At 51.1% G+C, this 24,050-nt stretch carries 26 protein-coding genes and 1 tRNA gene; 14 read left to right on the plus strand and 13 right to left on the minus strand.

The window, feature by feature from the left end; all coding sequences use genetic code 11:
- Window positions 1-167 precede the first annotated feature (167 nt).
- Genes H5T67_02620 through H5T67_02635 form a run of 4 tightly spaced genes read left to right on the plus strand, consistent with a single transcriptional unit; the run spans window position 168 to window position 6,320 of the window.
- Entirely contained in the window at window positions 168-1,106 is a 939-nt protein-coding gene (locus tag H5T67_02620; GenBank protein ID MBC7244214.1) for a MoxR family ATPase, read from the plus strand.
- Window positions 1,106-2,326 carry a DUF58 domain-containing protein gene (locus H5T67_02625; protein MBC7244215.1) on the plus strand — a complete coding sequence of 407 codons (1,221 nt, stop codon included), beginning with the start codon at window positions 1,106-1,108 and terminating at the stop codon, window positions 2,324-2,326. The genes H5T67_02620 and H5T67_02625 overlap by 1 nt, the downstream gene beginning before the upstream one ends.
- Window positions 2,323-3,852, plus strand: a complete 1,530-nt coding sequence (locus H5T67_02630; GenBank protein MBC7244216.1) for a DUF4129 domain-containing protein — start codon at window positions 2,323-2,325, stop codon at window positions 3,850-3,852. Before H5T67_02625 ends, H5T67_02630 begins: the two co-directional genes overlap by 4 nt.
- A 59-nt stretch (window positions 3,853-3,911) precedes the next feature.
- Complete coding sequence (locus H5T67_02635) at window positions 3,912-6,320, plus strand: hypothetical protein (protein ID MBC7244217.1); 2,409 nt, start codon at window positions 3,912-3,914, stop codon at window positions 6,318-6,320.
- Window positions 6,321-6,389: 69 nt separating this feature from the next.
- On the opposite strand, the gene H5T67_02640 is transcribed toward H5T67_02635, so the two are convergent.
- A complete protein-coding gene (locus H5T67_02640; protein MBC7244218.1) occupies window positions 6,390-6,668 on the minus strand; it encodes a 30S ribosomal protein S20 in 279 nt (92 codons plus the stop codon).
- A 247-nt stretch (window positions 6,669-6,915) separates the two neighbouring features.
- On the opposite strand from H5T67_02640, the gene H5T67_02645 reads away from it, so the two are divergent.
- The 5 genes from H5T67_02645 (at window position 6,916) to H5T67_02665 (ending at window position 10,583) form a co-directional block, all read left to right on the plus strand.
- Complete coding sequence (locus H5T67_02645; protein MBC7244219.1) at window positions 6,916-7,821, plus strand: methyltransferase domain-containing protein; 906 nt, start codon at window positions 6,916-6,918, stop codon at window positions 7,819-7,821.
- Between the two features lie 9 nt (window positions 7,822-7,830).
- Window positions 7,831-8,913, plus strand: a complete 1,083-nt coding sequence (locus H5T67_02650) for a phosphoesterase (protein ID MBC7244220.1) — start codon at window positions 7,831-7,833, stop codon at window positions 8,911-8,913.
- The gene (locus H5T67_02655) at window positions 8,910-9,692 is read left to right on the plus strand and encodes a DUF429 domain-containing protein (GenBank protein MBC7244221.1); all 783 of its coding nucleotides are present in this window, start codon (window positions 8,910-8,912) and stop codon (window positions 9,690-9,692) included. The genes H5T67_02650 and H5T67_02655 overlap by 4 nt, the downstream gene beginning before the upstream one ends.
- 301 nt (window positions 9,693-9,993) lie before the next feature.
- Window positions 9,994-10,090 (plus strand) — tRNA-Sec (locus tag H5T67_02660).
- Window positions 10,091-10,244: 154 nt separating this feature from the next.
- Window positions 10,245-10,583 (plus strand): hypothetical protein, encoded by a 339-nt coding sequence (locus tag H5T67_02665; GenBank protein MBC7244222.1) that lies wholly within the window; start codon window positions 10,245-10,247, stop codon window positions 10,581-10,583.
- Between the two features lie 55 nt (window positions 10,584-10,638).
- Here H5T67_02665 and H5T67_02670 read toward each other — a convergent pair whose 3' ends face one another.
- The 5 genes from H5T67_02670 to H5T67_02690 all read right to left on the minus strand — a co-directional run bounded on the left by H5T67_02670 (window position 10,639) and on the right by H5T67_02690 (window position 13,857).
- On the minus strand, window positions 10,639-11,004 hold the full coding sequence (locus H5T67_02670; GenBank protein MBC7244223.1) for a hypothetical protein: 366 nt from the start codon (window positions 11,002-11,004) through the stop codon (window positions 10,639-10,641).
- 64 nt (window positions 11,005-11,068) lie between these two features.
- The gene (locus H5T67_02675; GenBank protein MBC7244224.1) at window positions 11,069-11,539 is read right to left on the minus strand and encodes a 50S ribosomal protein L9; all 471 of its coding nucleotides are present in this window, start codon (window positions 11,537-11,539) and stop codon (window positions 11,069-11,071) included.
- A 20-nt stretch (window positions 11,540-11,559) separates the two neighbouring features.
- The gene (locus tag H5T67_02680) at window positions 11,560-12,609 is read right to left on the minus strand and encodes an SPFH domain-containing protein (GenBank protein MBC7244225.1); all 1,050 of its coding nucleotides are present in this window, start codon (window positions 12,607-12,609) and stop codon (window positions 11,560-11,562) included.
- 94 nt (window positions 12,610-12,703) lie between these two features.
- On the minus strand, window positions 12,704-13,231 hold the full coding sequence (locus tag H5T67_02685) for a hypothetical protein (protein MBC7244226.1): 528 nt from the start codon (window positions 13,229-13,231) through the stop codon (window positions 12,704-12,706).
- A gap of 110 nt (window positions 13,232-13,341) precedes the next feature.
- Window positions 13,342-13,857 (minus strand): hypothetical protein, encoded by a 516-nt coding sequence (locus H5T67_02690; protein MBC7244227.1) that lies wholly within the window; start codon window positions 13,855-13,857, stop codon window positions 13,342-13,344.
- Between the two features lie 153 nt (window positions 13,858-14,010).
- Here H5T67_02690 and H5T67_02695 point away from each other — a divergent pair, with 153 nt between their 5' ends.
- Together H5T67_02695 and H5T67_02700 are read left to right on the plus strand one after the other, a co-directional pair.
- Entirely contained in the window at window positions 14,011-14,454 is a 444-nt protein-coding gene (locus tag H5T67_02695; protein MBC7244228.1) for a CoA-binding protein, read from the plus strand.
- On the plus strand, window positions 14,451-15,113 hold the full coding sequence (locus H5T67_02700; protein MBC7244229.1) for a DUF2085 domain-containing protein: 663 nt from the start codon (window positions 14,451-14,453) through the stop codon (window positions 15,111-15,113). Before H5T67_02695 ends, H5T67_02700 begins: the two co-directional genes overlap by 4 nt.
- A 121-nt stretch (window positions 15,114-15,234) precedes the next feature.
- On the opposite strand, the gene H5T67_02705 is transcribed toward H5T67_02700, so the two are convergent.
- The 7 genes from H5T67_02705 to groES form a co-directional block, all read right to left on the minus strand.
- Window positions 15,235-15,615: a hypothetical protein gene (locus H5T67_02705; GenBank protein ID MBC7244230.1), complete on the minus strand. Its 381-nt coding sequence runs from the start codon at window positions 15,613-15,615 to the stop codon at window positions 15,235-15,237.
- Window positions 15,616-15,617: 2 nt separating this feature from the next.
- Complete coding sequence (locus tag H5T67_02710; GenBank protein ID MBC7244231.1) at window positions 15,618-15,932, minus strand: hypothetical protein; 315 nt, start codon at window positions 15,930-15,932, stop codon at window positions 15,618-15,620.
- 192 nt (window positions 15,933-16,124) lie between these two features.
- The gene (locus H5T67_02715) at window positions 16,125-16,289 is read right to left on the minus strand and encodes a nucleotidyltransferase domain-containing protein (protein MBC7244232.1); all 165 of its coding nucleotides are present in this window, start codon (window positions 16,287-16,289) and stop codon (window positions 16,125-16,127) included.
- A 1,066-nt stretch (window positions 16,290-17,355) separates the two neighbouring features.
- A complete protein-coding gene (locus H5T67_02720; protein ID MBC7244233.1) occupies window positions 17,356-18,189 on the minus strand; it encodes a CPBP family intramembrane metalloprotease in 834 nt (277 codons plus the stop codon).
- Between the two features lie 177 nt (window positions 18,190-18,366).
- Window positions 18,367-18,729, minus strand: a complete 363-nt coding sequence (locus H5T67_02725) for a hypothetical protein (GenBank protein ID MBC7244234.1) — start codon at window positions 18,727-18,729, stop codon at window positions 18,367-18,369.
- A gap of 500 nt (window positions 18,730-19,229) precedes the next feature.
- Window positions 19,230-20,858 (minus strand): chaperonin GroEL, encoded by a 1,629-nt coding sequence (gene groL / locus H5T67_02730; GenBank protein MBC7244235.1) that lies wholly within the window; start codon window positions 20,856-20,858, stop codon window positions 19,230-19,232.
- Window positions 20,859-20,896: 38 nt separating this feature from the next.
- Window positions 20,897-21,199 carry a co-chaperone GroES gene (gene groES / locus H5T67_02735; protein MBC7244236.1) on the minus strand — a complete coding sequence of 101 codons (303 nt, stop codon included), beginning with the start codon at window positions 21,197-21,199 and terminating at the stop codon, window positions 20,897-20,899.
- Window positions 21,200-21,428: 229 nt separating this feature from the next.
- Between groES and H5T67_02740 the strand changes: the two genes are divergently transcribed.
- The 3 genes from H5T67_02740 to H5T67_02750 all read left to right on the plus strand — a co-directional run bounded on the left by H5T67_02740 (window position 21,429) and on the right by H5T67_02750 (window position 24,012).
- On the plus strand, window positions 21,429-22,442 hold the full coding sequence (locus H5T67_02740) for a peptidylprolyl isomerase (protein ID MBC7244237.1): 1,014 nt from the start codon (window positions 21,429-21,431) through the stop codon (window positions 22,440-22,442).
- An 11-nt stretch (window positions 22,443-22,453) separates the two neighbouring features.
- Entirely contained in the window at window positions 22,454-23,227 is a 774-nt protein-coding gene (locus tag H5T67_02745; protein MBC7244238.1) for an AAA family ATPase, read from the plus strand.
- 146 nt (window positions 23,228-23,373) lie between these two features.
- Window positions 23,374-24,012: an MBL fold metallo-hydrolase gene (locus tag H5T67_02750; GenBank protein ID MBC7244239.1), complete on the plus strand. Its 639-nt coding sequence runs from the start codon at window positions 23,374-23,376 to the stop codon at window positions 24,010-24,012.
- Window positions 24,013-24,050: the final 38 nt, after the last annotated feature.

Raw genomic sequence — 24,050 nt, forward strand, 5'->3', positions numbered from 1 at the left:
GAACGCATATTCAATGCTGCCATACAGCGACCTCGAGCCGATTTCGGGGTCGCTTTGTTTACCGCTAGAAGCTAACCACCCCAGACCATAGAGGTTTTCAACCAGTTCCCAAGGGCTAAGACCGCGCCAATAAGCCAGCTCAGCGATGAAAGGATACAAAGAAAAAAATGACCATCAAAATGGCCATGGAGCAAGTCATTACCAATATCGAAAAGGTCATCATCGGCAAGAGAGATGTTATTGAATTGACCTTGGTAGCTTTGCTATGCGAAGGACATGTCCTTATCGAAGATGTGCCCGGCACGGGCAAAACCACGCTAGCCAAGGCCATCGCCCGTTCTCTGGGTTGCTCCTTTCAACGCATCCAGTTCACGCCAGACCTACTGCCCTCAGATGTGACCGGCCTTTATTTCTTCAATCAGAAAACGCAAGATTTTGAATTCCGCCCTGGCCCCATCATGGCTCAGATCGTGCTGGCGGATGAGATCAACCGTGCTACGCCACGTACACAAGCAGCCCTGTTGGAAGCTATGCAGGAGCGTCAGGTTAGCATTGATCTGGAAACCAAACCCCTCCCTCGTCCATTTCTCGTCCTGGCCACTCAAAATCCTATCGAACTCGAGGGTACCTTCCCCTTGCCTGAAGCACAGGTTGACCGTTTTCTCATGAAAATCAAGTTAGGCTATCCCAGTGAGAAAGATGAAAACGAGATGCTATTGCGTTATGAGCACGAAGACCCGCTGGAGACGCTACAGCCCGTCCTGTCTAGCGAAACCCTGCTACAGTTTCAGACGCAGGTGCGCTCGATCCAAGTGGAGGAATCCGTACGCCAATACCTGGTGCGCATAACACGTGCCAGTCGAGAACATCCCGCAGTTGAACTGGGTGTCAGCCCGCGTGGGACTCTCGCGTTATACAAGACAGCACAAGCCCTTGCTGCACTACGCGGCCGTGATTATGTCATCCCAGATGACATCAAACACCTGGCGCCATCTGTTTTGACCCACCGCATCATTATCCACCCTCAAACACGGCTACGTGGTCGCACGCCTGAGCAGGTTATCGCTGAAATCGGGGACTCGGTGCCTGTTCCTGTGGAAAGATAATGTTTAACGAGAATTGGGTTGCCCTTGCCATATTCGCTGCCCTGCTTGGTCTGCTGTTCCAGCAGAGTGGCCTGCTGGTCATGGCCATTCTGGTGCTGGTGGCTGCTATAGCAGGAAAGGCTTGGAACCAGTATTCCCTGCAAGGCATCGAATACGAACGGTCCTTCAGCGAACGGCGAGCATTTCTGGGTGAAACAGTGGAACTTACCTTGCAAGTCACCAATCGCAAATTGCTGCCGATCTCCTGGCTAAAGATTGACGATGAATACCCTCTTCCGATCACTGTGATGGATGAAGATATACAGCCCTCCAATAAGCCAGAAGTGGGCTTGCTCAGCAGTGTGATGTCCTTGCGCTGGTTTGAACGAGTCAAGTGGCGCTATCGCCTGCGCTGTGACAAGCGAGGGGTCTATGCCTTTGGTCCTGTTCACCTCCAATCTGGCGACCTTTTCGGCCTTTTCAGTTCCCAACAAGAACGCACCAAACTGGATTGGCTCATTGTTTATCCTGAGGTAAAGCCCATAGAGATTCTGACCCTGCCACTGAAGGAACCCTTTGGCGAAGTAAAGACACGGCAATGGATATTCGAGGATCCAAGCCGTGCGGTAGGCATACGCGACTACGGATCCAAGGATGACCTGAAACGCATCCATTGGAAAGCGACAGCGCGTCAGCAAAAGCTACAGGTCAAAGTCTATGAACCCACTACCACATTCCAATTGGTGATCTTTTTGAACATGGTCACGCTACCCAAACCCTGGCATGGATCGATTCCCGAACTATTGGAACAAGCTATCAGCGTTGCGGCATCCATTGCCAGTTACGCTGTAGAAAAGCGCTTTCAGGTAGGAATTCTAGCAAATGGTTGCTGGCCGCACTCGGATCAGGCTCTGAAAGTTTTGCCTGGCCGCAGCCCGGATCAATTGACGCGTATCCTGGAAGCGCTCGCAGCAGTATCTGCCTTGCCGACCATTTCTATCGAAGCGTTGCTCAACAAAGAAAGCGCCCGCCTGCCATGGGGGGCTACGCTATTGGTGGTAACAGCTGTTGTATCGGAAGAACTTCTTGCCGTTATGGCCCGACTGCAGGCTGCAGGACGGCGCATGGTCCTTGTCCGTTTAGACGACAAACCACTGCCTTGCGAAGCGCCGAAATTCCCAGTGCATCGCGTAGTAGATTTAGGCCACGCATTCGGGATCGAGACAGAGGTGCAGCAATGAGCACCGAAGTAGCTACACCGATGCCAACCCAAAATGGAAAAGAGGCGGCAGACAGCGAGCCCCGGCGCGTGAACTGGCGCAAAGAGATGCTCTACCTGGGCCTAGCAGCAATGGAAAGCTGCTGGTTTGCGCCATGGTTGGCGCTCATTTTGGGCTCCGGTTATCGAGCTACGCATATTCCGTTTGCTGCGATATTCTCCACACTGCTTTTGGGAATGTATGCGACTCGTTTCCTAACCTACCGAGAAATCTCGCTGCGTATGCAGCGCGTAATCACCATATTATTGGCAGTTCTCAATTCCTTGGCGCTGCTTAGGTTGTTTATTTATATAAACTACAAGGGACACGACTTTTCCTGGCTGGGCTATTTTGTATGGCAGGTTGGCAACATCTTCCAGTCCATTCCGCCCGCACTGATCGTTTTCTTAGCCAATCTCCATCTCTGGGCACGAGGGATTAACCTTGCACAGCGCGATCTAAGCGTCGACTCGCTGGGTTTTTCCTTCCGTGTGGGCATTATTGCTTTCTTCTGGTTCTTCCTGGTCAGGATATTTGGAGCCCCAGTGGATGCAATCCCCCACGCATTTCTATACTTCTTCCTTGGATTAATCGTCGTAGGCCTTGGACGCATCGAAACGGTGAGTCGCACCCACCTGGGTATTCGCTCTCCTTTCACTGCTTCGTGGATGGCCATCCTCACCAGTGCAACACTGATGGTTTCTGGGCTGAGCATTGCGCTCGCAACACTGCTCTCGCTGCGTAATATCTCACTCATCCTAAAAAACCTTGGAATGGTCATAGCGGCATGGTTGGGCAAGGTTGTTTCACCCCTTCTGGCCATCCTAGCTTTCCTCCTCGATTTGTTCATTACTTCCTTGATTTATCTCTTCCGCAACATCTTTGGCGCGGAAAGCAAGGAAGTCGCGCCCTTTATTCGCATAGTCGAAGGATTGCAGTTATTCCAGCCAACTGAGCCAGCACAAGGCGTATCGCTGTTGATCCTACAGGTGCTCAAATGGGGTTTCCTCAGCCTCCTCTTTCTCATTGTGCTGGCAATCCTGGCTGTTTCGGTAGGCCGTGCTCGTCAAACACTGCTGGGAGGTCGGTCAGGACAATATGAAACAGTCTGGGATAGAGACAACGTGGCTAAAGAGGTTCATGATGCTGTCGAAAACCGCTGGCGAAAGCTGTTTGCAACATTACAAGCGCATCTCGCCAGGTTTCGTGGCAGGGAATATGCATTGACCACGATCCGCCAGATTTATGGCAGCCTGGTCAAATTGGCTACTGCCACTGGCTTTCCCCGCCGTGAGGCAGAGACTCCTTATGAATATCTTGCGACGTTGCGTAAGGCTTTTCCTTACAGTGAAAAGGAGGTTAGGCTGATTACTGAAGCTTACGTACGTGCACACTATGGTCAAAGGTCTTTCTCCCCGCGGTACGTGCAGCGTGTGCGCGATGCATGGTTGGCCATTCGGGATCGTCAGGAACAAGAGGAAAGCGGGAACCAACACCCCAGGCCATGATGAAAGCAAAGCAGGAAGCAAGGCGCCGTCAGCATCAATGGGTTGCGATAGGAATACTGATGCTTCTCGCACTTTGGGCTACAGGTTGCAAAACCTACGTCCAAGATTTGGATATCACACAGGAGCGTCTGGATGCAGCCACGCCACCACTGGATGGCTCGCACATGCTTGTCCAATCATTTATCAGCCAACATCCGAACCTGTGCGAAATCGAATTGTTGCCCGCTGTCTATCAGACACCGGGCCAAGGTACGCTGACTGTGTGCCTACAGGGAATTGGGCCGAACACCACTCCTTTGGTCAGACAGTGCATTGATGTGACCTCGATTGCGCATAATGTGCCTTTGCGTTTAGCGTTTCTACCGCAAAAGGATTCAGCAGGAAAAGCGTACAAATTGGTACTGGAAGGATCGCCCGGAGTGCGCGTAGGTTTCTGGTATAGCAGCGTGGACGCTTATGGCAATGGAGAGCTGCTACTGGATGGCCAAGTTTCTGGGGATCTCCGCTTCAGTACGCATTACCGCTACGATCTAGCAGCAATGGGGCACGATATCGGTAAAGGACTGCGACAAAGCGGGTGGTTGTTCATTCCCTTTTCTTTGCTACTCTTGCTACCAGGCTATGTGCTGTGGTACAGCCTGGGACTGGCAAAGCCCAACGATCCCATCGCCAATCTGGCTATGTGTCTAGCTATTAGCCTAGGTCTCATACCGATAGCTCTCCTCTGGAGCACGGTCGTAGGTCTGCGTTGGGATCGCATCTCTTGTGTGGCAGCACTTATCGTACTGGCTTTGTGTGCAGCCACGCGTCTGCTCCGCACGAAGTTCAGCGACCTTGTTCCCTGGACCACAGAGAGAAACCGTCCCACTGCCCTGCTCACTGGGGTGTTGTTCGCCCTCACTTTGCTCGTACGCTTTGTACAGATTCGCAACCTGATTGTACCAGCATGGGTAGATTCCCCACAGCATGCACTGATTACGCAATTGTTCGTTTTATATGGTCAGGTGCCACAGTCATACGAGCCGCTATTGCCCATCAAGGACTTTGTCTACCATTTTGGTTTTCACGCCGACACGGCGCTATTCCACTGGCTCTCTGGGCTGGCTATCCCTCAAGCAATGCTCATCCTGGGACAAATCTTGAATGCCGTCAGCATGCTAATGGCCTATCTCGTGACATGGCGCCTTGTCCAACGAAAATTATCCGCGATTACAGCAGCTCTCATCGTGGGTTTGGTTTCCTACATGCCCGCCTACTACGTTTCCTGGGGGCGATATACACAGCTCACTGGCATGTTACTGTTGCCTGCAGCCATGGTAACGGCCTTGGACTGGCTAGAAACCCAAAAGCGCGATTACCGCCTTCTTTTGATGGCGGGGTTGATACAATCTGGGCTATTCCTGACCCATGTCAGAGTAACTGTTTTTGCCATCTGCTTCTTGAGCGCTTTCATGCTATGCGAAAGCATTGGCCAACTACGCGCCAGGAACAAGGACGCACTGCTAGAGCTCTGGAGCCGAGCGGGATTGTGCATCTTAGCAACATTGTGCATCAGCGCGCCATGGTTGGTACGGATGATCACGCACCTCCATGTTTTCCTGCCCGACCCCACTACTCTAAGCACGCATGTTGTCCCATCCTCTAGTTCTCCTTATGGGCTCTTGTTCATTACCCGCAATCGTGAATTGATGTCGTTAGCAGCTATAGGCGGGCTTTGTGGACTGCTAAAACGTAAAAAAGAGAGCATTTGGATTCTGGCCTGGTGCATGCTAGTGGCTCTGTTGACCTACCCGAGATTGGTAGGCTTATTGGCAGCTAATTTACTGAACCCTTCTGCGGCAGTGATCGCGCTTTTTCTGCCCATGGCTATTTGGGGTGGACAGGCTGTCGCTTGTATCTGGGATAGCATCCAGCCAATCTTGAGCGCTTTGCTCCGAAAAGTTGGCGCGCAGCGCAATACAACGATATTGCTACGATCTATTTTAGCCGTATTACTCCTGGGCACTGCACTGTGGAACGGCTGGGGGATAATCCAGATCATCAATCCTATCACTGTTCTGGCCACGCATGAGGATTGGCAGGCAATGGACTGGATTGAGGACAACACGCCTCCTAACGCACTATTCTTAATCAATGCCCGCCACTGGCAATACGGAATTTACACAGGCACGGATGGTGGCTACTGGATTGCGCCTTTGACAGGACGCCGTACTTTGTTGCCCACGCTTCCTTATGCCTATGGTTCGCCCGACTATGTACAACGAGTGAACGAGATGGCCAGGATTGTAGCAGAAACGAAGGATGTCAATGAATTATCTTTTCAGACCCTTTTGGCGCAGGAAAAAGTAACGCATATCTACATCGGTGCAAAAGGCGGACCGCTGACACCCAAGATGTTTCTGGGAAACGCTCGCTATCGGCCTGTTTACAACAGCGGAGCGGTGTGGATCTTTGAGGTAGTCAGGTAGAAAAAATAGGGCATTGTTTGATACTACACACAATGCCCTGTTGATAGATCCGAAGCGGAGTGGTGCAAGCTAAGCTGCTACACCTTGCATGGCTTGGTTCAACTTGTGCATCAAGCGCGATTTGCGTCGTGCAGCATTGTTTTTGTGAATAATGCCCTTTTCTGCAGCCTTATCCAGAGCGCGAATGGCATCAGCGACGCTTTTCTTTGCTTCTTCCAATTGTCCCGCTTCGATCTGCGCCCTGGCCCTTTTGATATACGTGCGAGCTTGCGTTCGGACCCTGCGGTTGCGCAAACGCCTCTTTTCAGAGGAGCGCACGCGCTTGAGAGCTGATTTTGTGTTTGCCAAGAACAACCTCCATCCTTTTCAGAATATTGATGATTGCCAATCAGATGCGATCAACGTATCCTTTGACAGCGATTAATCCATGCTCTACAATTAACTTGAATTAAGAACGAAAATATTGTAATGAATCTTACGCAGAGTGTCAAACGAACCGCTGCGCCCACAAAATGTTTCACGTGGAACATTGCGCCCCTCAAAATCGCGCTAAAAGATGTTCCACGTGAAACGTTGAGTTAATTGAGGAGAGACCTTGGTCAATAATTTCAATAGCCCACAGCCTCGCTTTTGCGACTATGAGGGCAGCGATTACCGCACCGCCTTTTGGGAAGGTCACGGCCGCGAATACGAGGACCTGGCGGAACGGATCGCCTTGCAACAATTGCTTCCTCCTGCGGGAGAACGCATCATTGACATCGGCGGAGGTTTTGGTCGCCTGGTGGACCTGTACCATGGATACAAAGAAATTGTGCTCATGGACTATTCCAAAACCCAACTCGAGGATGCCCAACAGCGCCTGGGGGAAGGCCCCATCATCTACGTGGCGGCAAATCTCTATGAAATGCCCTTTGTTGCCAGAGCATTCGACACTGCGGTCATGGTACGGGTCCTGCACCATCTATCCGATGTACCAAGCGCATTGCGCGCAATACACCGTATTCTGCGGCCAGGAGCCTCCTTTATCCTAGAATACGCCAACAAGCGCCATTTGAAAGCAATTATGCGCTATTTGCTACGTCTCCAGCGGCACAATCCCTTCTCTTACGAACCTTGGGAATTCGCTGAGCTGCACTTTGATTTCCATCCTACGTACATCGAGCGCAATCTGGCAGAAGCAGGCTTCTGCATCGAGCGAGAGCTTTGTGTATCCCACTTTCGCATCCCATTTGTCAAACGCCTTGTCCCTGCGCATATCTTGGCTAAAGTAGATGGCTGGCTGCAACAACCCACAGCACGGCTTAAGTTAACACCGAGCATCTTCCTACACGCCCGAACTTTAGCCCAAGAAAACCAGCCTGTGCCGTTCTCCATTTTTTGCTGTCCGCGTTGTGGCAACAGCGCGTTGACACAAGAAGGTACAGCGCTGTACTGTGCAGTCTGCGGCTCTCGTTGGAGCACGGCTGGTGGAATCTATGACTTCAGATGTTCCCTGAAATAAAGAAGGTAGATGATGAGTACAGAACGACCACCCGGATTTAGCTCTGCACTAGCGGCTTTTAAGGGATTCCTGCAACATTTGGATCTTGCTACCCCCATAACCATTCTCTGTCATAGCGACGCGGATGGCGTGGCTGCCGGCGCTATCCTATATCGTGCTCTGCAACGTCTGGATTTCTCGCTCCTGACCATACTCGTCACAGGCAAAGGAGCAAACGCTTACACCCCACAAACCAAACAACTCGTTGCATCTACACGCCCGAGCGCTCTTTTTGTGCTGGACCTGGGCTGCTTGCAAGCATCTGTCCTCCCCGGCGTCCCTACCTGTTTTATTGACCACCACCGACCACTCGGAGTGCCACCCGAAGGCACTTTGATCAGCAGCTATACTTGGCAGCCCATTCCCAATACTGCATTGCTGGTGTACTGGCTATGTTCTGAATGCGTGTCCTGCGAAGACATGCTGTGGACTGCAGCTATAGGTACGCTCAGCGATCTGGGAGACAAAGCGCCTTTCCCCATTATCGCTCAAGCCAAAGCGGTATACAAAGCGAAATGGCTACATGAAGCCACAGCACTAATTAACGCAGGACGCCGTTCGGCAAGTGGTGATGCCGAAACTGCTTTGCGTGCTATCCTGGCTGCGCAACATCCACGCGAGATCGTGGAAGGGGCCAGTCCAGAAGCCAGAAAGTTGGCTGAATACCGCAGCGAGGTCACCGCCGCTCTGGAAGAGGCGAAAAAAGCGGCGCCAAAATTCAGCGGTCAGGTAGCATTAGTGCGCGTGAACAGTCCTTGTCAGATACACCCTCTGATCGCTCAAATTTGGCGCACACGCTTGCCTAAATACATCGTGTTGGTGGGCAACGAAGGTTACCAGCCAGGCTATGTCGCCTTTTCCATGCGCACCGCCACCGATGTAAACCTGCTGGACTTGCTCTCTGGTGTGGAAGTAGACGTCGCCGAGGGCTACTTTGGCTACGGCCACGACCAAGCCACTGGCGGAGTGCTGCCCATAGCATCCTGGAATCAATTGCTGCACCACCTGGGCTTTTCACAGGAGGTGTGGGCTAAAACGGAGGCAAACCGTTGACGACGCGCTTCATCGGTCTAGATCTGGCTTGGTCGCCCCGGAACAACTCGGCAGCCGTAGCCCTCGAAGCAGAGGATGACTGCGCTTGGTGGGTTGCCTACAGAGAACAATTGGGCAACAATGCCGAAGTGCTGGCCTTTCTACACGAAATCGCAGACAGTGGCCCAGCGTTGATCGCCATAGATGCACCGCTGATTGTACCCAACGAGAAAGGAGCCAGGCCTGTAGACCGCCAGATTACGCGCCTTTTTGGTCGCTATGGCGCTGGTTGCTATCCCGCGTACCGCAACCGACCGGGCAGTTGCACGCGCGGTGAGGAAATCGTGGTTGCATTAGCTCAGTGGGGGTTTGCACAGAACCCTTACATACCTCAAAAAGCAGCCGCTCGCAGCGTCTTCGAGGTGTATCCCCATCCAGCTATGCTCTCTCTTTTTCATCTGGAACGAACCATCCCATATAAGGCTCGTCCCAGTCGCGGTCTGGATTCACGGCGCAGTGCGTTAGCCCGCTTGCGCGACTCTATTGCTAGTTTGGAACAACAGGAACCTGCCATGCGCAGCCCTTCTGGGGTCATGAATCGCGACCTAAATGGGCTACGTGGCATTGCGCTCAAGCATTATGAGGATCTACTAGATGCAGCCATCTGTGCCTATATCGCCTACTATGCCTGGTATTGGGGCCCAACTGGGTACCAGGTCTACGGAGACACCATTCAAGGCTACATCTTGGTACCCATGACCGACTGGATGCGTCAGCGTCTGGCACAGTATACGCTCTAGCTATGGCCTAACATTGTATTTAACATAACATGCAAAGGATTTATTTCTGAGTTTGATAAAACGTTCCTATTTCATATTGAAGTTCTGCCCTGAGCAGAGCACCAGCGAGAAAACTATACATAATCAAGGTTGCTCCTCGAGTTCCACCTGAACTCCTCTGTGGGCTTAGGCAAGGCTCTTCATGTTGTTCAGGATGAGAAAAGAGAGCAGCCCCGCTCTGCGAAAAAGGAATTACACTCGTGCTTCTCTAACTTTTTGTATCTTTACCATATTTGTGGTATCATTTCTGCAATAGGCTTGTGGGGGTGGTTGAGTCCCGGTGGACTCCGCGGTCTTCAAAACCGTCTGAGGGGTGCTGCAAAAGCGGCCCTGGTGGGTTCGACTCCCATCCACTCCCGTAGATAGGCCTTTTTATTTGCTTTCGCTTTTCTCAATTCCGCTCTAAAATTTCGCTAAACATAATAATTATCAGCCGTGAAGCCTCATGATGCGTTCGCAGCTCAAATCAGCCTATGACATCATAGTGAGCAAAACTTAGAAAGAAGTGCTAGCATGAAATCTAAAGCGTCGCTCTATGGAACCTTGAGTGCTGGGTTATTACTGATCGGCATGGGTATCATCTTTCTCTTAAAACAGCCCCTATTTCCTGCTATCCTGGCCGTAGTGGGCGTATCATCCATCATCGCAGGATTGTCCACGGGCCGAGGATGGTACAGCATACAGAGTGGCCTATGGCTGATTGGATTATTTTTCCTCTTCTATTTTGACATCCTCTGGCCGGGCATTTTAATCCTGATTGGCCTCTCTGCACTCATCGGCGCTTTGACCCGTTCCATGCTCACATCGCCCAAATTGCCAGAGGAAGACAAGGAGCAATTGCAAAAGCAATAAACGAAAGGGCCGCCTTAGTAAGGCAGCCCTTTGTCCATTCTCCATTTATGTATGCTCAAGCTTCCCAGTTGCGTTTTCGGAATAATTCTTTCATATCTCCATCAAAATCTTGGAGAAAGCGGTGAAAGTCCAGCACCTCATCGGCACTGATTGGTGCACTCTCTGGAAGCTCTGCCCACTCATCGGGTTCTGCTTGCAATAGATCGTGCAGTTCTTGTGCGTCTTTGCTGCGGATAGCTGCCATAATCAACCCTTGCAATCCACAAGTGCTACAAGTTACGGAAGCCAGCCAAATATCGCCACGGCGTTCGTGGATCTGCACGTCACCGGGCTTGTAGCGTCGCCCACAACCGCTACATTGCGTATGAGCCACCACATATCTGATGATCAACGCCTGGACCGCTTTTTCTTCCTCATCCATGGCCCGTCTCCTATTTCACCTATACACCGTGCTTTATCAGCAGTACCCCAACCAACCTTGACTTCTATTTGGCTACTGACTCCGTGCCTGATAATGGCTCGACCATCACTGTGACTTCTGGCACCAGCGAAGACAGCAACTTGATGGGAACTTTGTGCTTGCCTAACAGCCTAAGCGGCTCCTCCAACAGAATCTTGCGCTTGTCAATGGACTGACCGATTTGCTTCTCGATCGCCTCAGCAATATCCGCTGCCGTAACAGAGCCATACAAACGACCTTTTTCGCTCGCTTTTACCTTGAAAGTCAGCGTCAGTTCGGACAAGCGCTCCGCTAAGGCTGCGCTATCCGTGCGAATGCGTTCCTCTCGTTGCTTTGCGATGGCTTTTTGCACCTCAGTGCGCCGAATCGCACCGGGGGTGGCCAACACTGCCAAGCCACGAGGTATCAAGTAGTTGCGACCGTAGCCATCTGCCACCTTCTTGATCTCGCCAGCTTTCCCTAGCCTCTTGACATCCTTCAGCAACAAAACTTCCACAGTGCTTCTCCCCAGACTGATTATCCGAGTTTCGTCCCGCAATTGTTACAGAATTTGGCACCGGGCGGATTCTCATGCCCACAGTTTGGGCAGGCTGCTGTGGCAGCCAGCTTTGCTCCACAATTATTGCAGAACTTGGCTCCTGCTGGATTGGCTGTACCACACTGAGGGCAAGCAATCGCTGCTGCTGTCGTTGTGGGCTGTTCCCGCGCTCCTTTCATAGCCTCAGTGATCGCACCCGCCATTGCTGCGCCAATACCTACTCCGGCCCCCAGACCGACGCCAGCACCAGCCAAAGTCCCAGCTTCGCCCCCTGCTTTCGCCGCATCGCCCATAGCCTGTGCTGCCTTGAACTGTATGTATGCTTGCATGTTGCCGATAGCGCCCATCGCAGCTCGCTCATCAATAGCCTTGGCTGTTTCTTCTGTTGGGCTAATCGAACTCACATACAGAGTTTTGAGTGCGATACCCGTGTTTGCAAAGTCATCCTGTGCCTTTGCTCTAACGCCGGCACCAATCTCTTCGTACAATCTTGGTAGATCAAACAGGGATGTCTGCGTCTCGCCTAGCAGATCGATCAATTTGGAGACGATGATACTGCGCAAGAAATTAGTAATCTGTGTTGTGTCATACAAGCCTTGCGCACCAACGATCTTGTTCACAAATAATTGTGGATCAGCGACCTGCATCGAGTAGGTACCAAATGCTCTGAGGCGAACCAGTCCCAGTTCCTTGTCCCTAAGCGGGATTGGCTCTGGCGTGCCCCATTTCTGATCCAAGAACTCGGTCATGTTCACAAAATACACTTCGGCCTTGAAGGGCGTCTGCCCGCTGAAGGGAATGCTCAGCAAATTCACTAGCAAAGGGATATTGGCTGTGCTAATAGTATGCCGCCCAGGACCAAAGGTGTCCAACGCCTTGCCATCCCGGAAAAAGACCGCCGCCTGGCTTTCGCGCACGATCAATTGCGAGCCCAGCCGAAAGTCACCAGAGCCATGCTCAGGAATGCGATGCACAATTTCGCGACCTGAGGGGTCCAGATACTCAATCACATCAAAAATTCGCGCCATTTTTCTCCTTTCAGAAATAGAACTATTTTTCAACTATCCCAAAAACCTTGCCGAAAACCTCTCGTACCAAGCACAAACGCAATCACACGGCTCCCTACGCTTTAGGGACCGCCAAGATAACATCCTGGCGCTTGCTAAAGGTATCATTGACCTCCTCCAATGCCTCGAGCAAGGCATTCCCGGTCTGCACCACGTCGTCATCTTTTTCAGCAGAAGCCACGGCATCGATCAATGTTTTGACTTTCTCCACGCTATCCACCATAGCGGCATCGTAATTGTAGAGTGCGTCCAGCTCCGCTTCTCTCACCTTGACTGCAGCAAAAAGGCCAGCATAGCCATAGCTAGCAGTCTTCAAGCGGTCAATCAGGAATTGCAGTCTCATCAGCGCCCGATCCAGAACCATCAGCACTCCCAATCGGCCTGTATTGGCAAGCTGGGCTTCTATACGGTATAGCCGCCGCCTCTGCTCCTCAAAACCGCGCGCTACTTGTAGCCGCACTAATTTGTCTGCCTCGCGTCGTACCTCTTTGTCTTTGTACCCCTTGTACCCAGGGATTTCCTTCGCCATCTCTTCGATCTTGTTGTAGGCGCTCTGAATACGCTCCACCAAATCACCACTCATTCGTCTAGCCTCCTTATGTTTTTATGGATTCACCGCATGCACACAAGTAGCGCCTATAACACCCCCAGACCAAAGAGCCTGGCCTACTGCGCTGCTCAGCGGATGGGTTTCTATAGGAATAGTTCTGAGCCACAATAAGGGCATTTGACAATACCTTTGCCAACCACTTCGCGGATTCCCCCGCAATTGGGGCATTTCGTAGTCCGCATCTCGGCTGCTTCGCGTGCGTACAGGACACCTTCGTTCCAATTGATGTAGCCAGTAAAAAGACCCTTGCCTACCAAATCGTAGATATGTTCTTTGATCTGATCGCGGGTGAGATTCATTTCCACCGCCAATTCTGGGATGTTCACCTGTCCTTTGGTGCGCACAATGTTCAGAATCTTTTTCGCCTGTGCTGCTTTAGCAAATTGCTGTGCTTCGCTACGACTCCTTGCTAATACAAGCATTCCGCCGCTTAGCAACGGCAACGTCAGTATGAGCACCAGTGCGAGTCCCAGCAGAAAGCCAGAAGCCCTCAACCGACCTTCTGCCAGCCCAGAGGCCAGAAAAAGCCCAGCCACCACGAAAATGACCAAGGCCAAAGCCATCAGAATCAAGCCGCCTATTTTCCCCTGTCCTTCCACGAAAGCCTCCTTGTTCCGCTCAACGCGGCAATTCCTATTGTACAGCACTTCTTTATATTTGTGCAAATTCCAGTTTGACCAGGGTGGAGAATTGCACAATAATATGGCCTGACATCTTCCCTGCCCAACTAAACGCTATGAGGCTGAACAAACATGATGACCCCAGAGAATGAACAAGAAACGATTCTGAAGATACTGCAGGATAGCCGCACGATCGCAGTAGTTGGATTATCCAGCGATCCAGAGCGCCCCAGTTATGAGGTTGCTCGCTATCTGCAACAGCACGGCTATCGCATCATACCCGTGAACCCCAATGAGTCTGAAGTGCTGGGGGAACGCGCTTACCCTGATCTTTTGTCCATCCCCGAACCAATCGATGTCGTGGATATCTTCCGGCGTTCTGAAGCAGTCCCACCCATTGTCGAACAAGCGATCCAAATCGGAGCCAAGGTGGTATGGATGCAAAAGGGCGTGCGCAACGAGGAGGCAGCAGCGCAAGCGCAAAAGGCAGGCTTGCTGGTCGTGATGGACCACTGCATGATGGCTGAAGCCAGACGCTTGATTGCTGAAGGGATTTTAGCGGATAGAAGACAGTGACTCAAGTTACGGACTGGGCATCGAGGATAGCCGCATTCCTCATCCGCATCGTGGCTGTGCTGGCCAGGCACTGGCTGTTGGTCATCAATACAGCATTGGCCATACAAGCGGCTCTGCCCATCCTGGCCCCTGTTCTGATGGCCAGCGGACATCCCGCAGTAGCACGCCTTATCTATACCCTCTACGCGCCGTTCTGCCACCAACTGCCCGAGCGCTCATTCTTCCTGTTCGGACCCCAAGCCACCTATACACTACACGAATTGGAGCGCCTGATAGGCACAGATGTACCTCTACGCTACATTGGCAATCCAACCATAGGGTATAAGGTGGCCGTCTGTCAGCGGGATATTGCCACGTACCTGGCCATGCTGGCAACCGGACTGGCGTTCATTCCACTCCGTCGCCGGCTGCGTCCATTGCTCATCAGAGCCTTCATCCTGTTCTGCATCCCGATAGCCATTGACGGACTGGGACAACTGCTGGCGCTATGGGATAGCACCCCGCTCACTCGCGTTGTCAGCGGTGCTCTTTTCGGAATAGCCTGCATCTGGCTGGTTTTCCCGTACATCGAAATGGGTATGCAGGATGTGGCGCAAAGCATAGGAAAGACCAAAATGGGGACCAACTCAGATATAGATGCCAAATGGACCACTTCCTAGTGGTCACGGCTCTAGTTGGCCAACAACCGAGCCCACCTGGCCGCTACGGAGCGTAGTGGCATAGCGGTCCGGTGGAGTGCCTTGTTAGGTGGACAGATATCCAAAATACTCCTCACCGCTCTTAAAATATCCTTTCGAGGTGCAATAACAGGTTCCTAAATTTTGATGAACCATTAATTTCTTCTATAGCCAAAACAAACTCTGATAGTGGAAGAAAACTATCAGCAGGAGAGAAAAAATATTTATAATGAATCCCTCTTTCACAAACAAACTCAACCAAATTAATCCCATGTGTATTAAGAACATGAGCAAAATTGTTGGCTGACTCCAAATCTTTACTGCTTGGCTTTCTACAATCATAGTAATTTGGATTGGTATTTGGGTGATTATGAAAGATAAGTATTGATGTGTAATTTTCTCGCTTAGCAATGTTGGCAATCTTTTCTACTGACAGATATGGGGAAACCCCTGATCGGTCAAATCCTTTGTTTAGCCAAATCAAGTTTATTTTTTCTGATTTTCAAAAGCAATGCTAATCCATTCGTGCTTTTTGTATTTCAAGAGCGCTGCTGCGATTGATGGAAATTCGAAAAGGCCTTCATTTATCCTATAAAATGTTCCATTTGGATTCATCCGCTTCTTAAACTCTCTGTTAACATCGAACTCTCCTGCGGCGAATGAAAAGTATCCACGAATCTGTTTATTCCTTCTTTTTGTTGCCAATTGGTTGATTTCACCTTCATTTAGTGGACGAAGATGTGTAAATACGAAGACAATGGTAATGAGAAAGATGCTAACTAAAATTAAAATCGGTTCCATTTGGCGATGCTCTCACTTTGCGGAAATGACCGCTTGAATGTTGCTCAAGAAGTCGCTATCCTTTCGCTCACACATATAAAATGCTCCCGGCGACATCTCTGGCTATGCGGGCTATCCTGATTCCTTGGTACCTACCGGCATTAGTACATCTACCACGCGGCCAACCTGTCGTTCAAGGCAATTTCAATAAACCTAAAGCCTATCAGGTTGCTCAAATTTTACAAAAATGTGCACATCGCTATCCTTATCGGGTTGTCCTCTGGCATAAGAGCCAAACAAGCTAATCCTTTTTACCCATACTCGGTGGAAAGACTGGATTGGTTTTGTCTGGGTAAATGCTATAATTTGTTCTTTCATCACCACAAGCCCTTCCTCTAAAGACCTCTTAAGCGGCGGTCAATTATTGATTATGCGGACTCCGCTTTGGCCTCTTTCTATGGTCAGCTACAAGGATTCCGTATACCCTGCTAAATAGTTGACTCTTGAATTGACGACAGTAGAGACTGCTTTGAGCGCAATTTATTGTAATGCCAAGTAACAAAATATCACCTTATATGTAACTGTTCAGATTTGAGGTAAAGAATCTTAAGCGAGCACCCTCGTGTCGCAAGATACAGTAGTGCCACGATAGCTAGGCCCGAATAGTAGAAAACGAGCTGTCCTCCAACTCACCGAACCCAGCCCTAATCTGAACACTTACCCTTATATTTATGCACATTCAGCGCCCAACAGACCTAAGATTGAGGGGACAAAACCTTCTCTGAGTTTGGTTTGCTCTACAGCCGGTAGGGGACACCCCCCATATACCGGACTAGGAGTTAGCCAGGCTCAGGTGCCTAATGGATCTTTCCAAGCATTCCGTGCCCTTTCATGGCTCGGCAGATCTTGGCGTACTCACACCCGCTATTTCGCACGCTCTGCGCTGGCTTCCTATCCCTTAACCTTATCCCTGAGCAAAGCGAAAGAATCGTCGCCATTCACCTTATTACGTCCCAAGATACACCTAAAATCCCTACCCAAAGAAAGTGTGAAACAAGAAAAGTTATTGCTTTCTGCTTGTGGAGATAGGGTAGAATAGCCATCGAATTTTTGAAGTTAGTATCTCAAGGAGGACCACAATACTCTCGACCAGCAATGCAAAAAGCAAGAGGGACAAAGCAACCGGAAGTAGTAAAATACAGCATCCGCTTAACCAGTTAACGGCAGTCTCTGTACTACCACACAATGGACACTTGGCAGAAAGATAACTACCTCTAGGATACCACGTGTAACCACATTTTCGACAAAAATTCTGGAGTCTTTTTGTCTGCTTACCCATTACTATGTGCTACGTAATTATACGCATAAAGCCTCACGTTTCACTGCGCCGCGAAGCGCAGCGGAGCGGCGTCAGGTGCAAGCGCGTGTTGGGCAGAACCAATCTTTATGCGATTGGCTCACGTCTCATAGGATCCAATCCCCATATCTTGATAATGATCAGTACCGTAACCGCCAAAAAACCAGCCATAAATCCGATGGTAGACAAGTCCATTTTCATATCAGGCATTACTAACCAGATGGACCAATTCATAGCCGTATGTGTCAAAAGAGCGGCCAAAACGCTGCCGTTGGTATTATTGTAAATCCACGTGAATATGATAGATGTCAGGGTAATGACTACCAATAGTGCCAAAAAGACAATAAGATTGTCCGTCATAAACCTACCAGGAATGAAAACCGCTGGCAGATGCCATAGCCACCAGAAAAAGCCCAGTATGACACTAGAAATTAGAGAGTTGAAGCGAGATTGCAAGCGCGGTAATGCGTACCCCCGCCAGCCAAACTCTTCCTGGAGAGGGCCACCGGTGAACAAGATGACGAAAAAGGCAATCAAAGCATAAGGCGGATTGGAAATTATTGCTAGATCCAACGGCCTTACGCCTGCCAATATCGAAGCAAAAATTGAACCGCCGAAAATCACAACCGGAAGAAGCAAGATTGCTATCAGCCAGATTTTCTTGAAACAAAAGTCAATTCCCCGTTTTAAGAGTTGGAGAACGCCTTTTCCGCCGTGCTGGAGAAAAGTTAGCAACAAGGCGGCAAATAATGGGCCAAAGGCGGCCGGGTTAAGAGGCCCAGTGATGAAATTTACCATCCTGGCAGGCAAGGCAAAACCATTTACAATCAAGGCATTGGGTATCCAGAAGATCCAAGAAAAAGCGCAGGTAATCATAAAGTACAACCACAAATTTTTGCTGTCATCAACTTTGACTGTCATTACATTTTCTCCTGTTTTGTTCTGCCCAACGACTAGCGTCAGCCGCACCGCGACTTCTCCGAAGGGCGCCTCAATTCGAAGCACGTCACATAACCCAATTGCGCCCCGATACCAGACCGCGGAGCGGTGTCGGCTGCACGCACTTGTTAGGTGGCCTGTGCCCAACGCCAACTGGCATCACATATTGTGCTTGGGTGTTCTGGTACCTAACCATACAAAGAGCATAACGGCCACGCATACCACCAGAGCCACCCCAAAATACAAGTAGTAGGGAATGAGATGGTCAAGTAAGTTGTAAACAGCCAGCACTTGGGCCTGATCCTGATATATGTTCATCATCTCAAGCACCATGCCTCTCATCATCCACGAGGTGACACACCCTCCAAGAGCAAACCCAGTTACAAGCAGTAAGATCGATAGCAAGGACGTTCGCTGTCGATATAGCAGTTGCCATGGCTTCTTTTCTGTCATTACCTGATCCTGGCTTTCAATCAGTCCACGCGACGACTTTGCATCCGCCATATTTGTTGTTATTGACATTTAGGGTTTTCCTTTGCTGTTCCCAACCGTGCTGACGTGATGGACTACCATATTCGCCTTTATGTTTTCCCTTGTGCCTTATTGCAGGAAGGCCGCCTAACGGCGCGGCGGATGAGCCGCGCGTAGCGGAGGCGCGTCAGCGCCGATGCGAGTGTCGGCTCCATCCGCTTGTTAGCCGGAGGCGAGCGTCAGCGAGCCGAAGGCTAGCAAGCGGACGAAGTCCGCCGCGTCGTTAGCGCGGACGCTGCGCGTCCGCGCTAACTACTGATTATACGGAATCCGTATATCCCTCCTCCTCTACGTATGGTTGGCTTTGTCAAATTCATAGTGATAAATAGCCAAGCCCAATTTTATTATAACGCCAAGCAACAAAATGTCAACTTTGACCAAAGAAACAGCAGTGAAACTTGGATACCCTGGTTATTTGTGCGCCAAATCGAAAGTGCGCCAAAAAACAAGAGCCCCTCGTGCAGAGGGGCTCTTGGGAGTCTAGTCTACTTTTAGTACTCAGGCATGGGTGGCGCGGCGGGTTCCTTCTTCTCCGGGATGTCGGTAACCAGCGCCTCGGTGGTGAGGATCATCGCCGCAATGGAGGCTGCGTTCTGTACTGCGGAGCGCGTCACCTTGAGCGGGTCGATGATGCCCTTCTCGTACATGTCGCCAAACTCATCCGCAATCACATCGTAACCGATGTTGGAGTTCTTCTTGGTCTTTTGCTGGCGTCGCACTTCTTCGACGATTACGGCACCATCCTTGCCCGCATTCTCCGCAATCATGCGCATCGGGGCCTCCAGCGCCATGCGTACGATGGACACGCCCGTATTTTCGTCAGGCAACTCCATCTTGACGTTGTCCAGAGCGGGCATCGCATTGATCAGAGCCACGCCACCGCCCGGCACTGTGCCCTCCTCCACAGCAGCCCTGGTGGCCGAGAGGGCATCCTCCACGCGGTGCTTCTTCTCCTTGAGTTCTACCTCAGTGCCTGCTCCAACGCGGATGACCGCCACACCGCCAGCCAACTTAGCCAGGCGCTCCTGCAATTTCTCGCGATCGTAATCGGAGGTTGTGATCTCGATCTGGGCCTTGATCTGCTCGATGCGTCCCTTGATATCCTTCTCGGAGCCCTTGCCCTCAATAATAGTGGTCTCGTCCTTGGTAGCAACGACCTTGCGCGCCCGACCCAGATCATTGATGGTAGCCGTCTCCAGCTTGCGTCCCATCTCCTCCGTGATCACCTGGCCACCGGTCAGGATAGCGATGTCGCGCAACATCTCCTTGCGCCGATCGCCAAAGCCAGGGGCTTTGATCGCGATGCAGTTCAGCATGCCACGTAGCTTGTTCAGCACCAGGGTGGCCAGCGCCTCGCCTTCGACATCCTCCGCGATGACCAACAGTTCGCGCTTGCCAATTTGTACTAGTTTCTCCAGAATGGGCACGATGTCGGTCACGGCGGAGATCTTTTTATCCGTGATCAGAATGTAGGGATCTTCGAGCTCAGCTTCCATGCGCTCGGGGTTCGTGACAAAGTAGGGCGAAATGTACCCACGGTCCAGTTGCATCCCCTCGACATACTCGGTCTCGAAGGCCAGTCCCTTTGATTCCTCGACGGTGATGACGCCATCCTTGCCGACTTTGTCCATCACCTCGGCAATGAGCTCGCCGATCTCCTTATCTGCGGCCGAAATGGCAGCCACGTGAGCGATGTCGCTCTTATCCTTCACTTCCCGGGCCATCCCTTTGAGGGCCTCGACGACGGCTTCAGTAGCCTTCTCGATGCCACGCTTGATCAGCATGGGGTTAGCACCAGCCGTCACATTTTTCAGACCCTCGGTCACAATCATGTGTGCCAAGAGAGTAGCTGTGGTGGTGCCATCGCCCGCCACGTCGTTGGTCTTGGTAGCTGCTTCCTTGAGCAACTGAGCCCCCATGTTCTCATACGGATCCTTAAGCTCGATTTCTTTCGCTACGGTCACGCCATCGTGGGTAATCGTAGGCGCGCCGAATTTCTTGTCCAATGCCACGTTGCGACCCTTGGGGCCCAGGGTCGTCACGACCGCATTGGCCAACATATCCATGCCGGACTTGAGACGCCGCCGGGCTTCTTCACCAAATACTAACTGCTTCGCCATTCTCTTCCTCCTTCAACCTGTGATGTAATTGATCCAAGTTATTTCAGTACAGCGAGTATGTCTTTCTCGCTCAGAATAAGGTACTTTTTGTCGTTCCGCTTGATCTCGGTGCCCGCATATTTCGCGTAGATTACCCTGTCGTCGACCTTAACTTCCATTGGCGCTCGCTCGCCATTATCGAGCAAACGGCCAGGGCCAACGGCCAGGACAACCCCCTCCTGCGGCTTTTCTTTCGCCGTTTCGGGCAGGACGATGCCGCTTGGAGTGGTTTCTTCCTTCTCGATTGGCTCTACGAGCACACGATCGGCTAAAGGCTTGATGTCTTTGAAGCTTTCCACCATCTCTGCAACCTCCCATTACCAGTTTTTGATTTTAAAATTAGCACTCAAACACCTAGAGTGCTAATCGCGCCTAATATCATAGCAAAATGTCTCAAAAAGTCAAATTTGCATACCAACCCTTTCTACATGGTCAAAATCAGACTGCGCTTGCGCGTTTGCCATTTCCGGGTATAATACCAAACGTCCTATCCGTGTTCCATAACCAAACATCTTCACAACGAGGGAAAAGATGAAAGATACCACCTTAAAATATCGTGCCTTAATTGCTACATTACTGCTTATCTTTTCAGCAGCCTGTGCAAAAGAGGCAACTCCTACTTTGCCGGCGCCAACCAGCCCTTCCTACCCGCCTGCCAATACGCCCATGGCTGCAGCAACGCCGACGCAAGCCCAGGGGCAGATGGCTACGCCGGTATCGAGTGCCCCTGCGCAACCAACGGATACGCCCGTCCTGGCTATCGCTGCAGCAGCCATCGTCAACGAGCAACTGATCCCCTTGCAGGAATACGAAGCGCAGATTGCTATGGCAATCAATGCCCTTAGCCAGCAAAGTGCGGGTTCCCAAACGGAGGAGGAAAAGGCAGCTTTGTTGCTTCAGCTCCGTCACCAGATACTGGATGCACTGATTGATCAAGCCTTGATCGAGCAAGCCGCGGCGCGTGAAGGCATCTCCATCTCTGACGAACAGGTAGAAGCTGAAATTGCGCGTTTGATTGGCAATGACGTGGCCAAATTCGAGGAATGGCTCAAAGAAAACGGGATGACCCGCGATAGCTTCAAAGTTCAGTTACGGCAGCAATTGCTGAGTGCCGCTTTTCAGGAACATGTGGTTGGCTCTCAGTCGCCTATCGTGGAACAGGTACATGCCCGCCATATTCTGCTGCTAAGCGAAGCAGAAGCGCTGGATGTGTTTCTTAAGCTGCGTGCTGGTGAAAGTTTTGCCGCTCTAGCCAAACAATACTCGCAGGATACCAGCACCAAAGAAATCGGTGGAGACCTGGGCTTTTTCCCACGGGGTGTCATGCCCACCGAGATCGAAGCGGTGGCTTTTGGGCTAAACCCTGGGCAGACTGGCATTGTGAAAACGAGCTTTGGCTACCACATTGTTGAGGTAGTGGAAAAAGACCCTGCACGCCAAGTCCCTGACGAGATGTTAGCCACCTGGCAACAAAAGAAGTTTCTGCAGTGGCTGGCAGAACAAAGAGCAAGGGCTAAGATACAGTACCTCGTTCCAATAGAATAAGGAGAAGAAATATGCCCAAGCTTGCGATCACAGGCAAAGGTGGCGTGGGGAAAACTACGCTAGCCGCATTGCTTGCTTACATCTATGCCAGCGAGGGCAACAAAGTCCTGGCCATAGACGCAGACCCTGATGCCAATCTGGCTTCTGCTCTTGGTATACCAAAGGATGTTGCCCAGCAGATTACGCCCATTGCCCAGATGGGAGACCTCATCGAAGAACGCACAGGTGCGCGATCTGGACAGATTGGTGGCTTCTTCTCCCTGAATCCCAAGGTGGATGACATCCCAGACCGCTTCTCGGCCACCCACCGCGGGATCAAACTATTGGTGTTGGGTACTGTGCAGCGAGGGGGTGCCGGTTGTATTTGTCCAGAGAGCGCATTGCTCAAAAACCTCGTGCGTCATCTATTTGTTGGACGATCCGAAGTAGTTATCCTGGATATGGAAGCTGGCCTAGAGCACCTGGGGAGAGGCACAGCAGGTGCCGTGGATGCTTTTATCGTGGTCGTGGAGCCCGGGCAGCGCAGCCTGCAGACTGCCCAGGCTGTCAGGCAACTGGCGGCTGACATTGGCATCCACAAGGTATACGTAGTGGGCAATAAAATACGCAGCGAACAGGATCAGGCATTCATCTTAGAGCGCCTGCCCGGCGATGAGGTACTGGGCTTTTTGCCCTTTAGTGAGAAGGCCATTGAAGCAGATATGCAAAACATCGCCATCTTCGATGCTGATGAAAAGTTGCTCGCTGCAGCCAGAAAGATCAAAGAAAAATTGCCTGTTGCCTAACGCAGCCATTGGATTGACGAAGATCACGGAGCAATGCGCTAGACACGCAGGGATCAAAGATATTTCGCGTAGGACTATCAAACGCAGACGATCTAGACAGCATGGGAGAGCCAAGGTAGTCCACTATACTGTCCATGGAGGCTGTTATGGAAATTATCTGGTATGGCCAGTCTTGCTTTAGATTGAAAACACGAAGCGCCTGCGCCGTTACCGACCCATGTAGCAAAGAGGTTGGCTACACGATACCGCGACTCCGCGCAGACATGATAACGATTAGCCACGATCACCCAGATTACAGCAACTGCGCCTTGATCCAAGGTGATGCCAAAGTCATTAACGGCCCGGGTGAATACGAGGTCAAAGGAGTATTTGTTACTGGCATCGCAACTGGCCTGAAAAAAAGCAAGGGCCCAGAGCGCTTAAGGAATACCATCTATCTGTTCGATTTCGATGGCCTTACCGTGTGCCACCTTGGTGTTTTGGACCACATCCCATCGCAGACCCAGCTACAAGCACTTAGCGATGTGGATATCTTGTTGATCCCAGTGGGCGGAGTGACGACGATCAATGCAAACCAGGCTGCAGAAATGATCGGTTTATTGGAGCCAAAGATCGTCATACCCATGCATTACAAGACCAAGATGGTTAAGGCAAAACTGGACCCGGTGAGCAAATTCCTCAGCGAGATGGGCTTGCCCGAGCCAAGTTCTCTAGAAACCTTGGAAATTGACAAAAGCAACCTGCCATCGGAAACGCAAATAGTGGTACTCAACCATAAAGGATGAAATAACTGACTTTGGAAGCGATATTGGCGGGAGAGAAC

The sequence above is a fragment of the Chloroflexota bacterium genome (genome assembly GCA_014360905.1).
GTDB lineage: Bacteria > Chloroflexota > Anaerolineae > UBA2200 > UBA2200 > JACIWX01.

Excerpts from the sequence above, each read along its gene's own strand:
- H5T67_02715 (MBC7244232.1), bottom strand. The coding sequence starts at position 16,289 with ATGAAAGAACAAATTATAGCATTTACCCAGACAAAACCAATCCAGTCT.
- H5T67_02620 (MBC7244214.1), top strand. The coding sequence starts at position 168 with ATGACCATCAAAATGGCCATGGAGCAAGTCATTACCAATATCGAAAAG.
- H5T67_02695 (MBC7244228.1), top strand. The coding sequence starts at position 14,011 with ATGATGACCCCAGAGAATGAACAAGAAACGATTCTGAAGATACTGCAG.
- H5T67_02710 (MBC7244231.1), bottom strand. The coding sequence starts at position 15,932 with ATGGAACCGATTTTAATTTTAGTTAGCATCTTTCTCATTACCATTGTC.
- groES (MBC7244236.1), bottom strand. The coding sequence starts at position 21,199 with ATGGTGGAAAGCTTCAAAGACATCAAGCCTTTAGCCGATCGTGTGCTC.
- H5T67_02725 (MBC7244234.1), bottom strand. The coding sequence starts at position 18,729 with ATGTCAATAACAACAAATATGGCGGATGCAAAGTCGTCGCGTGGACTG.
- H5T67_02740 (MBC7244237.1), top strand. The coding sequence starts at position 21,429 with ATGAAAGATACCACCTTAAAATATCGTGCCTTAATTGCTACATTACTG.
- H5T67_02665 (MBC7244222.1), top strand. The coding sequence starts at position 10,245 with ATGAAATCTAAAGCGTCGCTCTATGGAACCTTGAGTGCTGGGTTATTA.
- H5T67_02745 (MBC7244238.1), top strand. The coding sequence starts at position 22,454 with ATGCCCAAGCTTGCGATCACAGGCAAAGGTGGCGTGGGGAAAACTACG.
- H5T67_02720 (MBC7244233.1), bottom strand. The coding sequence starts at position 18,189 with ATGACAGTCAAAGTTGATGACAGCAAAAATTTGTGGTTGTACTTTATG.
- H5T67_02670 (MBC7244223.1), bottom strand. The coding sequence starts at position 11,004 with ATGGATGAGGAAGAAAAAGCGGTCCAGGCGTTGATCATCAGATATGTG.
- groL (MBC7244235.1), bottom strand. The coding sequence starts at position 20,858 with ATGGCGAAGCAGTTAGTATTTGGTGAAGAAGCCCGGCGGCGTCTCAAG.
- H5T67_02685 (MBC7244226.1), bottom strand. The coding sequence starts at position 13,231 with ATGAGTGGTGATTTGGTGGAGCGTATTCAGAGCGCCTACAACAAGATC.
- H5T67_02680 (MBC7244225.1), bottom strand. The coding sequence starts at position 12,609 with ATGGCGCGAATTTTTGATGTGATTGAGTATCTGGACCCCTCAGGTCGC.
- H5T67_02750 (MBC7244239.1), top strand. The coding sequence starts at position 23,374 with ATGGAAATTATCTGGTATGGCCAGTCTTGCTTTAGATTGAAAACACGA.
- H5T67_02625 (MBC7244215.1), top strand. The coding sequence starts at position 1,106 with ATGTTTAACGAGAATTGGGTTGCCCTTGCCATATTCGCTGCCCTGCTT.
- H5T67_02650 (MBC7244220.1), top strand. The coding sequence starts at position 7,831 with ATGATGAGTACAGAACGACCACCCGGATTTAGCTCTGCACTAGCGGCT.
- H5T67_02635 (MBC7244217.1), top strand. The coding sequence starts at position 3,912 with ATGCTTCTCGCACTTTGGGCTACAGGTTGCAAAACCTACGTCCAAGAT.
- H5T67_02630 (MBC7244216.1), top strand. The coding sequence starts at position 2,323 with ATGAGCACCGAAGTAGCTACACCGATGCCAACCCAAAATGGAAAAGAG.